This is a genomic window from Paenibacillus sp. GM2 (assembly GCF_900069005.2).
Classification (GTDB): Bacteria; Bacillota; Bacilli; order Paenibacillales; family Paenibacillaceae; genus Fontibacillus.
In genome coordinates, this window is the sequence record NZ_LN831279.1 from 599,707 (window position 1) to 612,869 (window position 13,163).

Consider the following 13,163-nt stretch of genomic DNA (forward strand, 5'->3'; position numbering starts at 1 on the left):
AAATAAACAGGGTCCTCTGTCTTTATGACGGAGGGCCTTTATACTATTTAGCCATAAGTTTGTACTAGGTGTAATAATACCTTATTTATGATGTAAAAATACCTGACATCACTATTGACGACATAATTTCACGGTTTTATAATGACCTCAGAATAAATCGTAAGCATGAACATTTAATGTAATTATAGCAAATAATGTTCGTGATCTGGGGAGGAAACAACATGTCAGCAGAGCTTGTAATGAGAACTATCAAGGAAAAAGGGATTGAATGGGTGGATTTCCGGTTTGTTGATCTGTCTGGCCGGGCTCACCATATTACGCTTCCAGCGAAGCAAGTTGACGAGGATACCTTCGTTAATGGAGTAGCTTTTGACGGCTCATCTATTCCCGGATTCCGCGGGATTGAGGAATCTGATATGGTGATGATGCCGGATCATGGCGCAGTATTCGTAGACCCGTTCACCGCTCATCCGACGTTAAACGTATTTTGTGATATTTTCACGCCGGAGGGAGAGCGATATGAGCGTGACCCGCGCAGCATCGCGGTAAGAGCCGAAGAGTATTTGCAAGCGAGCGGCCTCGGTACAGCAGCTTACTTCGCACCTGAATCGGAATTTTTCATTTTTGACGATGTTCGCTATGAGAATAAGATTAACGGAACCTTTTATTCCGTTGATTCCGAGGAGGCCTCCTGGAATTCGGGACGAACTGAGGAAGGCGGCAATACGGGCTTCAAAATTCCGGTAAAGGGCGGTTATGTACCGGTGGCGCCGGCTGACAAGCAGCAGGATATCCGCAGCGAAATGTGCCGCCTGCTTGAAGAAGCTGGACTTGAGGTGGAGCGTCACCATCATGAAGTGGCGACTGCCGGCCAGGCCGAGATCAATTTCCGCTTCGACACCCTGCTGAAAACGGCGGATAATCTGATGGTCTATAAATATATCGTTCACAATACGGCGATTCAGTACGGCAAGACAGCGACCTTTATGCCTAAGCCGCTATTCGGCGATAACGGCAGCGGGATGCATGTGCATCAATCGATCTTCAACGGCGATAACCCGCTATTTTATGAAAAAGGGGCGTATGCCAACCTGAGTGAGACTGCGCTGCATTATATCGGCGGCATTTTGTACCATGCCCCGGCGCTGATCGCTTTTACCAATCCGAGCACCAATTCCTTTAAGCGTCTAGTTCCGGGGTATGAAGCTCCGGTCAACCTCGTATATTCCAAAGGCAATCGTTCTGCGGCTGTACGGATTCCCGTCGCCGCTGTAACGCCAAAAGGCTGCCGCATCGAGTTCCGGACTCCGGATTCCACGGCTAATCCATACTTGGCTTTCTCAGCGATGCTGATGGCAGGACTGGACGGGATCAAGCGCAAGATCGATCCGGTTAAGGAAGGCTACGGTCCTTTTGACAAAAATATTTACGAACTGTCCAAAGCGGAGAAGGAAGGCATCCGCAGCGTACCGGGTTCGCTGGATGAAGCATTGAATGCACTTGAGGCGGACAGCGAGTTCCTGACCGCAGGCGGCGTGTTCACGAACGAATTCATCGCCAACTATATTGAATTCAAGCGTGCTGAGGCCAGAGCGGTAGCGATTCGTGTTCATCCTTATGAATTCGGCTTATATTTTGATTTGTAAAATTGCATCCAGCTTCCTATGATAGAAGGGGTTGAAGCTCTCCATGAACCGGAATAGAAAGAGGTTCAGGGGAGCTTCTTCTTGTATGTCCAGATCGTGGCGATTGAGGGATAGCAGTTCTCGGATAATGATGTTGCAGATTCGTGAACATCCCTTTACATCAGAGAGGCGGAAATGAGATAATAGACAAAACGAAACCGGTTTCGAAATAGAGGGCGACTGCGTGATAGAAAATCCTCTCTTTCAGCCGATAAATGACTGCAATTCAGCTTACAGGAGGTACAGCATCATTCTCGCTTCGAATGAAGTAATAGGTACTTTATCAGCAACTATTCATGAGGAGGAAGATGGGATGAAGGCAAGAGGATGGCAATATGCGGGGAAGCAAGGGGAGTTCAAGCTTGAGCAGCCGGAGAGTTACAGCTATTTGTATTTTCCGTTAGTGAATGAGGCAGGGATGATGTCGTCGATCACCCCGAATTTGCATGGACAGATCACAACCGGACATAACAGCTTTCTGACGGAGCCTGTATCAGCCGAAACCCTGCACAATTCAAAGGCAGCACGGAATTTTTGGATTTACACGGAGAAGGAAGGGGCCTGGTCGGTCAGCGGCAATTCCGCGCGGCAGAACGCTCAACAATTTGCCAGGGGCCGAGAGTACAGTCAGATGGAGGCCGGATTTCTATGGCATCGCATCACACGCAGGCATGGCATGCTGCCGCTCACTGCCGAGACGACGAACTTTGTCCCGGTTACTGAAGATCAAGTTGAATTGATGAAGGTGAAGCTCACGAATACGGGGGATACGCCTGTCCGCTTCACCGCTACAGCGGCGATTCCGTTGTATGGACGTTCGGCCGATGACCTTCGCGACCACCGGCATGTGACCTCTTTGCTGCATCGCATTTATACTTCTACATATGGCATTGAGGTACAGCCTTCGTTGTCCTTTGATGAACGGGGACACCGGGTCAATAAAGTTACCTATAGCGTGCTTGGGGCAGAGGCACAGGGTCGGAGACCTTCGGGCTTCTTTCCGGTGATTGAGGATTTCATTGGAGAAGGCGGGGCCTTGGATTGGCCAGAGGCTGTCGTTCTCAACCGTGAAGCGCAGGCAGGCCCTGACGTTCATTTAGAAGGTTATGAAGCGGTTGGAGGTTTGAGATTTGAAGAGGTCGAATTAGGCGCAGGCGAGTCGAAATCCTATATTATTGCAATGTTGATTACCGGGGAACGAGTGAACGGTGAAGAGTACGCGGCAAAGTATTTGTCCGAGGTCAGCTTCGATAAATTGCTTGCGCAGAACGAGGGCTATTGGCGCGAGAAGCTGGATACGATCATTTTCCACTCCGGAGATGAGGAACAGGATCTGTGGTTGAGATGGGTGACCTTGCAGCCGGTACTGCGGCGCCTCTACGGTAATTCATTTCTGCCTTACCATGACTATGGCCGCGGTGGCCGGGGCTGGCGCGATTTATGGCAGGACTGTCTGGCGCTGATGGTGATGGAGCCTGCGGAGGTCCGTTATTTGCTGCTGAACAATTATGCCGGGGTACGTACCGATGGCAGCAACGCGACGATCATCGGGGCTAAGCCGGGGGAATTCATCGCTGATCGCAACAATATCCCGCGCGTATGGATGGACCATGGTGCCTGGCCGCTGCTCACAACAATGCTGTATATTCATCAAAGCGGGGATCTTGATTTTTTGCTGCAGTCTCAGACCTATTTCCGGGACAGCTTTATTCAGCGCTCCAAGGGACGGGACACAAACTGGCTGCCGGAGCAGGGCAATAAGCTGTTGACCCGTGAAGGGGATATCTATGAAGGGACGATTTTGGAACATATTTTGCTGCAGAATCTGGTTCCGTTCTTTAATGTCGGGGAACACAACAATATTAAGCTGGAGGGAGCGGACTGGAACGATGGGCTTGATCTGGCCCCGAACCGCGGGGAGAGCGTCGCTTTTACCGCCTTTTATGCCAGCAACCTGCTGGATTTGTCCGACCTGCTCTTGCAGTTGAAGCAAAGATCGGGAATAAACACGATCCAGTTAGGCCAAGAAATCGCTGGGCTGCTGGACAGCTTGTCACATCCGGTCTCTTACGATAGCACAACATCGAAGCTCGCTCTGTTGGACAGCTACTATCAATCGATCGTACCGGCCGTAAGCGGCAAGCTCGTCGAACTAAGCATCGAGGATGTGGCGCAAGACCTTAGGCTTAAAGCTGAGTGGATGATCACGCATCTTCGCCGCAACGAATGGGTGACTAGCCAGGAGGGTTATGAATGGTTCAACGGCTACTACAACAATGATGGCGAGCGTGTAGAGGGGGACGATCCTGAGGGAGTCAGAATGACTTTGACGGGGCAAGTATTTACCATTATGGGCGGGGTAGCAACCGATGAACAGGTCGATAAAATCCATGCTGCAGTAGAGCGATATCTAAAGGATGAGCGCATCGGCTATCGCCTGAACTCACGATTTGGAGGCATTCAGCAAAATCTCGGCCGCGCCTTTGGCTTTGCGTTTGGTCATAAAGAGAACGGGGCGATGTTCAGCCACATGACGGTTATGTATGCCAATGCCTTGTATAAACGCGGATATGTACAAGAGGGCCACCAGGTTCTCGATTCGATATATCGATTGTCCAGTGATTTTGCCCTTAGTAAAATGTACCCGGGTGTCCCGGAGTATATTAACGAACGGGGCAGGGGGATGTATACGTACTTGACCGGCTCGGCCAGCTGGCTGTTGTTGACACAGCTTACGGAAGTGTACGGGGTAAAGGGATACTACGGTGATTTACTATTGGAACCGAAGCTGATGAGAGCGCAGTTTGATGCTGAGGGCGCTGCTTCTGTCGAGACATTGTTTGCCGGGCGAATGTTGGAGGTTGTCTATCACAACCCGCAGCAGATCGATTACGGCCAATATCGTATAGGTGCGGTAAAAATAAATGGCCAGCAGACAGACCTCAAAATGAGCGGAAGAGGTTGTCTCATTTCGCGGGAGCTGCTGGACGTGCTGCCGAAGCAGGGCAATCAAGTCATCGAAGTGCTGTTGGAACGAATCTCTTAGTATGGAAGCGCGGAGAGCGCAGTCTGTTAGGACTGCGCTCTCTCTTCAAATTTCCGGATAATCCCGACGATAACCTCAGTCGCTTTGATCATACTATTCACGGAAATATATTCGAATTTGCCGTGGAAATTCTCACCGCCGGCGAACAGATTCGGCGTAGGCAGTCCCATATAAGACAGCTGGGAGCCATCCGTACCGCCGCGAATCGGGGTAATGATCGGTTCGATCTTCAATTCTTTCATAACTTCGGCGGCTACGTTCACGATATCGATAACAGGCTCGATTTTCTCACGCATATTGTAATATTGATCGCGCAGGTCAAGGGTAATTCGCTCAGGACCATATTTCGTCTTCAGCTCGTCGGCGATGCTCTGCATTTTGGCCTTGCGGGCCTCGAATTGTTCGCGGTCAAAATCGCGAATGATGTAATGCAGCCGTGTCTGCTCGACATCGCCCTGGATTGAGGACAGATGGTAGAAGCCATCATAGCCAACGGTATGCTCAGGGGCTTCCGCCGCAGGCAGCATGGCGTTAAATTCCATTGCTATCTTGGCGGAATTGACCATCTTGCCCTTGGCTGATCCGGGATGAACACTGACCCCTTTGCAGGTTACTTTGGCTGCAGCTGCGTTAAAACTTTCGTACTCCAGCTCGCCTAATGGCCCGCCATCCACCGTGTAGGCAAATTCTGCCCCGAAGGCATCAACATCGAAGCGGTCTGGACCGCGGCCGATCTCCTCATCCGGCGTGAAGGCAACGCGGATCGTGCCATGCTTGATCTCCGGATGCTGGATCAAATAATTCATCGCGGTCATAATCTCGGCGATGCCGGCCTTATCATCCGCGCCAAGCAGGCTTGTACCATCGGTCGTAATAAGCGTATGGCCTTTGTAATGACTTAGCTCGGGGAAGTCGCGCGGAGACAATATGATATCACCGGGTTCATTCAACAGGATATCTCCGCCATCATAGGATTCTAAAATCTGCGGCTGAACGTTAGCGCCACTGAAGTCGGTAGCGGTATCTAGATGAGCCAGGAAACCGATGACGGGAACATCTTTTACCGTATTGCCAGGCAGGGTTGCCATGACATAACCGTTGTCATCAAGACTGATATCCTCCATGCCGATGGTTTCCAGCTCCTCCACGAGCTGTCTGGCTAACGTAAGCTGCCCTGGTGTGGATGGGCAGACCAGATTGTCCTCGTTGGACTGTGTATCGACTTTAACATAGGATGTAAATCTGTTGATAAGCTCGTCTCTCATCAAATTAGCCTCTTTTCATCGATTTAATCACAAAGTGTACGTGTTCAAAAAGGGTCGGTATTCGCATCAAAGCCTATTTCATCTATGCAGGGTGCGTTTCTTGAGGATGCCGCTTCCTGATTTCATTATATGATCACCAAGCGACTTTTTAAGCAACCTTTATATAAATTGTATCAAACCGGGCAGGCGGATAAAAGCGGGACAGAAAAACCCCCGGCTCTATTAACGAAAAGAGTGGAGGAAGGTATACTTATTTAATAGGGCTGCCGGAAGTAAAGGAGCCTAAATGAAGCTCGAAAAGATCAAGATATGGGCTGAAGCTTCAGTCCTTTGAAAGGAAGGAAAGAATAGATGGGGTATCAATTAAAAAACGATCAGCTAATCATAGATTTTGCTGAGCAAGGATTTTATCAGGGCAAGCGTTTTGATTGGAGCGGTTTTATTACGGGGGTGACCCTAAGGCAGGGCAATCATAGCTTTTGCGTACCGGAAAGCCTTGTTCCCGGATTCGGTACCGGGGGCGCTGGACTGTGCAATGAATTTGGCATCGCCGATCCGATCGGCTATGAGGATGCCCAGGTCGGCGAGCAGTTTCCCAAGCTGGGAGTAGGTCTGTTGACTCGGGTGGATGAAGAGCCGTATCAATTTCACAAGGAATATCCCCTGATTCCTTATCGGCAGGAGGTCAGGCAGGAAAGCCCGTCTAAACTCGGCTTTACGGTATTTCCGGAGGAGTGCCGCGGCTACGCGGCCCGGCTGGAGAAACAGATCTATATCGAAGGCAACCGTCTGATACTGGACTATACATTGCATAATGAAGGCAGCAAGGCGATCTCTACAACCGAATATAATCACAATTTTCTCGGCATTGACCAGCGTGGGATTGGAACGGGTTACACTCTGAAATTCCCGTTTGAGTTGGTTCCTGAAGTAGATGAAGAGGGATCGATGGACAGCCTGTTGTTTCAAGGCAATGAGATTCATTGGAGCGGAAGCCAGGATAGCTGGTTTTATTTCCGTTTGCAGAGCGTAGGCCAAGCCAATGAGTCCCAGGGTTGGATCTGGGATTTGTATCATCGTGAGAGCCGGGCCGGAGTCAGAGAAATCAGCAGCTATCCGGTTGATTCTGTCGCAGTATGGGGGGAGAAGCATGTTATTTCACCAGAAATATTTATTAAGCTGAATGTTGCTCCCGGTGAGAGCTATAGCTGGTCCAGAATCTATGAGTTTTATACTAAATAATCAATTTATCTCTATATCTTGGTGAAGCGTTAATGTGTCAATTCTGCGAATTGGTGATATATCATGAAATATCAGCTTGCTGTAGAAAAGAATAGTTGCTATGATTATGCTTATCAAAAAACTACGCAGGTATAAGGGGAAATAGGAGAGGATGGGAGAAATGAGTAAGAGAGCTTATAATTTCAATGCCGGCCCGGCTGCACTGCCGCTTGAGGTATTGGAACGCGCGCAAGCTGAATTTGTTGATTTTCATGGTACAGGAATGTCGATCATGGAGATGTCCCATCGCGGGGCTGTGTATGAAGGAGTTCATAATGAAGCGTCCAGCCGTCTGCTGCAATTGCTAGGCAATCCGCAAGGTTATAAAGTGCTGTTCCTGCAAGGCGGGGCATCGACGCAGTTCGCGATGATTCCTATGAATCTCTTGACTGAAGGCAAAGCCGGGGCTTACGTAAAGACGGGAAGCTGGGCTAACAAGGCGATTAAGGAAGCGAAGCTGATCGGCGAGACTTATGTGGCTGCGTCCTCTGAAGAAGACAAGTACATGTCCATTCCTGATCTTGGCAACCTCCAATTGCCAGACCATACAGCTTATCTGCATCTGACCTCCAATGAGACGATTGAAGGCACCCAATTTACACAATATCCGGATACCGGCAGCGTGCCGTTGATTGCGGATATGTCGAGTGACATTTTGTGCCGTCCGTTTGATCTGACTCAGTTCGGCATGGTGTATGCAGGGGCGCAGAAGAATCTGGGTCCTTCCGGGGTAACGGTTGTCATTGCTCGCGAGGAGCTGATCAGCAATTCTCCTAAGCATCTGCCAAGCATGCTTCGTTATGATATTCAGGCGGACAACAATTCGCTCTATAATACACCTCCATCCTTCTCTATTTACATGGTGAATGAAGTATTGCGCTGGATTGAAGAACAGGGCGGGCTGCAAGCGGTTGAGCAGAATAATCGCAAGAAGGCAGACCTGCTGTACGACGCGATCGACAATAGCGGCGGGTTCTTCCGCGGCTGCGCAGAGCTGGGGAGCCGTTCCCTTATGAACGTGACGTTCCGTCTTGCTAATGAAGAGCTGGAGAAGCAGTTCATTAAGCAATCGGAGCAAGAGGGCTTCGTAGGACTTAAAGGTCACCGCAGTGTCGGCGGACTCCGCGCTTCGATCTACAATGCAGTGCCATATGATAGCATTAAGGCTCTGGTTGATTTTATGAACCATTTCCAACAGCAAAATGGCTAATATCGCTTGGATTTATTTACCTTCCGTTGCAAATGGCGACGGAGGGTTTTTCTTTTCATAGATATTCAAAAAAAGTTAGCTTTCAGCCACCGAAGCCGAAGCTTAGGTTTCCGAGGTGCTTTTTTTCAAAATGGCTTTCGTTGATAAAGCTAGGGCCTGGGGAGTGGAGCTGCATGTTTTCGAACGTTCGCAGGCCTTTTCTCATAGTAAAATAACTGTACCTGTGAGGTTTCCGAGGGAAATATGGTTTTGCAGGTATTTGCTTAGGCTCGGCTGAATTCAGAATACGCAGGTCAAGATTACTTTCTACGTTGCTTCGGGTTTAAGTGCACTTTTTGAGCTACCCCTTTTAATAGGATTTTATTTTAAAAACGATTCTTATACTTTGAGAGCTAAACTGTTATAATAGGTGAGGACTACCCTTGGACAGCTATGGAAAGTACAGATTCTACTATTTGATGAGGAGTTAATCAGCATGGCATTGCATATCGTACTCGTGGAGCCGGAAATTCCGGCGAACACCGGGAATATAGCCAGAACCTGTGCGGCAACAGGGGCTCATCTGCATTTGGTGCGTCCGCTTGGCTTCCGTACCGATGATAAAACGATGAAACGGGCCGGTCTTGATTATTGGTATGCGGTAAATATCGAATATCATGATTCGTTCCGGGAAGTAGAAGAGAAATACGCGGGCAGCCGCTTCTTTTTTGCTACGACGAAGGCAAAGCAGTATTATACGGATCTTGAATTCCGTGATGGGGATTTTCTAGTGTTTGGTAAAGAGACCAAAGGACTCGCGCCGGAAATTCTCGAGGCGAATCCGGATACATTAATGAAAATGCCGATGAGCAACAAGGTGCGCTCGCTTAATTTATCTAATTCAGCGGCGATTATTGTCTACGAGGCATTAAGGCAGATCGGCTTCCCCGGCATGGAGTAGGCCTAAACGGGCTGTTTGGCCACCGGGCCGCGCCTGCTAAATTGTCGATACGGTCGGTAGATATTAGTTGGCGTGGTCAATTATATAACGCTACGTCTAACCCGTTCCGGGATCGGAGAATCCAGGAGAAGCATTTTTACTGTCGAGATTAGCAGGAATCTGCAAAAAAATAGCGAAATATATATTATTAGATAGGTATTTCGTTCTATTTTTACATAATAATTTTATGTTGGAGAGGTGTATCATATCATGAAACCAGCTGGAGTGGTCCGGAAAGTGGATCAACTGGGGAGAATCGTATTGCCTAAGTCGCTGCGCAAAAGATATCAAATGAATGAGGGAGATCCTGTAGAAATTCTTGTACAGGGTGATCATATTATTTTGGAAAGATATCGCCCTAAATGTGTATTTTGCGGATCTATGGACAATGTTAGCGACTTTAAAGAGCGTTCGATCTGCAATCAATGCTTGGTCGAGATGAACCATTTGACCTAAATCGGTGTGTTCAAAAAGTCAGGTTTCAGCACCGAGAAGGTTGGATGAAGCAAGGGTCAGAGGAGTGGAGATACGTAGCAGGTATATGAGCGCCGGAAGACCCGGGTGAATCAAGATTCGATGCGAGCTGCTTCTTGATTGACTCCGTCCTTGAATCGCGGCCGCTTAGCCATAAATTTAACCTTGATTGGTTGTATTATCAAAAACGGACTTTTTGAATGTCCTCTAAATGTAATAAATAAGCTTCCCTATGAAGGGAAGCTTATTTATTACAGGCCTTTTGTTTTATCGTCGTTATAGGATGCTGTGAGAATTCCGCACAGGAACATAGCCAGTACAATGGCGATAATCCAGAATGTTAATGAGAAAGACAAGGACGACACCTCCAAGTTAACATCTCTTGTTCCTATTATATCCATCTCTGCGGTAAAAATAAATCAAAATATGATATATTTCACAGACACAATGAGATCACTGGGAAAGTGATCTTTTTTGCTATTTAAAAAACAGAAAATGAGTAGGAACAGGACGAAGCTGCCCATCAGAGGGATGATTCACAATCTGGCCGTTAAAGACGAGCGATGTAGAACCACCGCCGTCCAGATTGTATGCATCGTGAACGCCAAGCTTGTACAGTCTGGTCTGCAGCTCCTCGAGAGTCGCCCCGGAGCCGCCGTTCTCATTATATCCATCCACGACGAGAATCAGCAGCTGATCGTCTTTATAATTGCCGATAACGGTGCGCGGAGCACGCAGAGGCGAGGTTTTCCATTTGTCGGGAATCTGCTTCTTTTGCCCATTCTTGAGCAGAATCGGCACGAAGGAAGCGCCGAAGCTCGGATGGAGTCGGTCCAGCTCCTCTTGCGTGGCGAACTTTCCGCCGATCAATTTGCCGGATTTATTCAATCCCACAAAGAAGAGATCCTTGTAGCTCGGTTCAAATCCGCCCAAATACTTGCCGTCCAGGACGGTTGTACTGAGCGGGAAGCGCCCCTTCTTGGAGTCGGCGAACCCGCCGGCATTGATGCCAGCGATCGCTCCATAACGTTTGGCTGCGGCGAGCGTCGTCTCAGAACTGCCCAGCTTGTCCTTGCCCAGGGTCATCCGCATTGCATCCGGCGATTTCAGCTTTACTTTCATGGCATAGCCGTGATAAGTACCGGGATTGACGGTGAACAGCTCAAGCCTGATCCGGTCGGACTCCACGGTTTTGTAAGGAGAACCAAGCTTGCTTGTAATTTTGTTGTTGTAGATTGTTTCAGGCCGTTTGGCAGCTTTCTGCGACGACTGTACGATTTTCGACATCGTCGAGGTTGTCTTATTGTACAGCTCCGCCGTCTTCTTAATAGAAGATATCGTTGTCTGGGCGGCTTCCTCTGCCTGATCCAGCTGGTCGGAAATAGCAGCAGCGGTGGCAGGAATATCTGTGTCGATTGTAAATGGCGCGGGTATCTGTTGAACATGCAGGCTGGTTCCGCTAATCAGCATGGCGATGAGAAGTCCCAAGAGAGGCCCTGTCACAAGTAAAAAGAAGCGATTGATTTGCTTATGGGACGTTATCATTTTAACAGATCCATCTTTTTCTGCAGCGCGGCGAGTTGCTCTTTGACTTCGTTCAGCTGCGAGTACAGCTTGTTGCTGTTATCCGTCTTATTGCTGGAATTATCTTTCGTGAAGGTGAGCAGCTCATTGAAGGCTTCCACCTTGCTGTTCAGCTCCTGAATCTCAGCGGACAGAGCGGATAGCTGCGTTGTGTAGTCTGTTTTCATTGCGTCCGTGCGGGTTTGTATCTCCAGGTTCATCTGTGCGATCATCGAATCTTTTAAATGGTTGCTGTATAGGTAAGCGGCAGTTACGCCGAGGGCGATAAGTAGAATCCAGGTTAGTAGAATCATCTTAACGGAAGGCCGGCGCTTCTTTCTGCTTGGGACGTTATCTGACATAGGCTCCGTGGAGTAATGCATTATATCACCTCTAGTTATTATTCCAAGATTACATTCTATCATGTGGTATCGTTTCTCGCAAAATGAAGTATTAACGATGAGCAGATGTTTAAAAAATACGCTTTTCTGCTGCTATGCTTCTGCTTCCGATGTATTTTTGCTACAGGCACCTGCGATGCTTATAAGTGAACAACAGCCATATATCAATTTTAACGGACGTCACGGGCCCCCAAATGCTGCGAATATAGCTAAAAAGAGACATTTTCTCTAAATAACTTGCAGGCTGTGCCCGTTAGAGTGAAGGCATTTGAAGTTATCTTCCTAAGCAGCCAACTTGTCCGTTAAAAGATTATTTGTAGCTAGCGTTACCCGTATTGGATCGATGTGATTAAGCACAATACATAAATAACAGATACTGCTTGCTGGGCGAGCATCCGATTCTTGCAGCATATGGGGGGAAAGGCAATCGGAGGGACTATAGAGGAGCTACCTTAGCATTGCGGCTGGTCACCATTGTCGGCCATGTTCAACTTTGCTATCCCATGCCGGATTTGTTGATAGTCTCTAGTGGAAAAAAAGCAAACAATAGATTTGCCGCTACAATTTGTCCTCAGGTACAATCGCCTTAAGGGTGATGATACGGAAGGGGAGGAACAACATGGAAAGGTGGTTGGAGCAGACGATCAGTCAGCTGCCGGAAATATTTCGCAGCGATGTGGAAGGTTTGATTCGTGACGGAGATTTTATATCCTTCGCCGGGAGTTCTGCTGGGGAGTTGTCTTCACTAAACGCTCCTCTGGCGAGGATTGTGGATGAGTTGGGATTACCCGGTGGAAACAAGCATGTTGCCGGTCGAGAACCAGAAATAAAGCGCCCACAGAGAAGAGGGTCAGCTGATAGTGAGATCGATGGAGCGATAAAGGCGGAGGAAGATAAGGCAAGCAGGATCGATAAAGTGGTAAAGCCAGGAGCGGATAGGGCGAGAGAGATCGATGGAGGGATAAGATCAGGAGCAGATAAGGCCAGCGAGAGCGATGAAGTGGTAAAGTCTCGGACTAAAGAGATTGGTCAGATCGATGAAGCTGCGAAGTCAGAAGCCGAGGCTGTGAAGCGGCTGCTGGAATGGTTAGGCTCCGCTTATCGGAAAGCGGAGGGTTGGCATAGAGCAGCAGAGGCGGAGGACCGTCTGCTGCTGGTGGACAGTGCAGCAGAGGCGCTGGAGCTTGCGATTTGCGCATTGCTGAAGCCGGGCGACGCGGTACTGGTGGAGTCGCCCACCTCGCCGGAGGCGCTGTGGG

At 48.8% G+C, this 13,163-nt stretch carries 9 protein-coding genes and 1 pseudogene; 7 read left to right on the plus strand and 3 right to left on the minus strand.

Translation table 11 applies throughout. The features are described from left to right. Positions 1–221 precede the first annotated feature (221 nt). Both glnA and BN1360_RS12520 read left to right on the plus strand, forming a co-directional pair. Complete coding sequence (gene glnA / locus BN1360_RS12515) at positions 222–1,646, plus strand: type I glutamate--ammonia ligase (protein WP_068780181.1); 1,425 nt, start codon at positions 222–224, stop codon at positions 1,644–1,646. Positions 1,647–1,998: 352 nt separating this feature from the next. Then, entirely contained in the window at positions 1,999–4,731 is a 2,733-nt protein-coding gene (locus tag BN1360_RS12520) for a GH36-type glycosyl hydrolase domain-containing protein (RefSeq protein WP_068780182.1), read from the plus strand. Positions 4,732–4,757: 26 nt separating this feature from the next. Here BN1360_RS12520 and pepT read toward each other — a convergent pair whose 3' ends face one another. After that, positions 4,758–5,996 (minus strand): peptidase T, encoded by a 1,239-nt coding sequence (pepT, locus tag BN1360_RS12525; protein WP_068780183.1) that lies wholly within the window; start codon positions 5,994–5,996, stop codon positions 4,758–4,760. Positions 5,997–6,347: 351 nt separating this feature from the next. On the opposite strand from pepT, the gene BN1360_RS12530 reads away from it, so the two are divergent. From BN1360_RS12530 to BN1360_RS12545, 4 genes are all read left to right on the plus strand, one after another. Then, the gene (locus BN1360_RS12530) at positions 6,348–7,238 is read left to right on the plus strand and encodes a hypothetical protein (RefSeq protein WP_068780184.1); all 891 of its coding nucleotides are present in this window, start codon (positions 6,348–6,350) and stop codon (positions 7,236–7,238) included. 160 nt (positions 7,239–7,398) lie between these two features. Then, on the plus strand, positions 7,399–8,487 hold the full coding sequence (gene serC, locus BN1360_RS12535; RefSeq protein WP_068780185.1) for a 3-phosphoserine/phosphohydroxythreonine transaminase: 1,089 nt from the start codon (positions 7,399–7,401) through the stop codon (positions 8,485–8,487). Positions 8,488–8,962: 475 nt separating this feature from the next. Further along, positions 8,963–9,427, plus strand: coding sequence for a tRNA (uridine(34)/cytosine(34)/5-carboxymethylaminomethyluridine(34)-2'-O)-methyltransferase TrmL (gene trmL / locus BN1360_RS12540; protein WP_068780186.1), 465 nt, complete (start codon positions 8,963–8,965; stop codon positions 9,425–9,427). A gap of 249 nt (positions 9,428–9,676) precedes the next feature. Beyond that, a complete protein-coding gene (locus BN1360_RS12545; protein ID WP_068780187.1) occupies positions 9,677–9,922 on the plus strand; it encodes an AbrB/MazE/SpoVT family DNA-binding domain-containing protein in 246 nt (81 codons plus the stop codon). A gap of 495 nt (positions 9,923–10,417) precedes the next feature. Here the strand turns inward: BN1360_RS12545 and BN1360_RS12550 are convergent, their stop codons facing one another. Both BN1360_RS12550 and BN1360_RS12555 read right to left on the minus strand, forming a co-directional pair. After that, the gene (locus BN1360_RS12550) at positions 10,418–11,485 is read right to left on the minus strand and encodes a phosphodiester glycosidase family protein (RefSeq protein ID WP_068780188.1); all 1,068 of its coding nucleotides are present in this window, start codon (positions 11,483–11,485) and stop codon (positions 10,418–10,420) included. After that, the gene (locus tag BN1360_RS12555; RefSeq protein WP_068780189.1) at positions 11,482–11,886 is read right to left on the minus strand and encodes a hypothetical protein; all 405 of its coding nucleotides are present in this window, start codon (positions 11,884–11,886) and stop codon (positions 11,482–11,484) included. The genes BN1360_RS12550 and BN1360_RS12555 overlap by 4 nt, the downstream gene beginning before the upstream one ends. 637 nt (positions 11,887–12,523) lie before the next feature. Between BN1360_RS12555 and BN1360_RS12560 the strand changes: the two are divergent. After that, a pseudogene (locus BN1360_RS12560) lies at positions 12,524–13,163 on the plus strand (hypothetical protein); the annotation flags it as partial.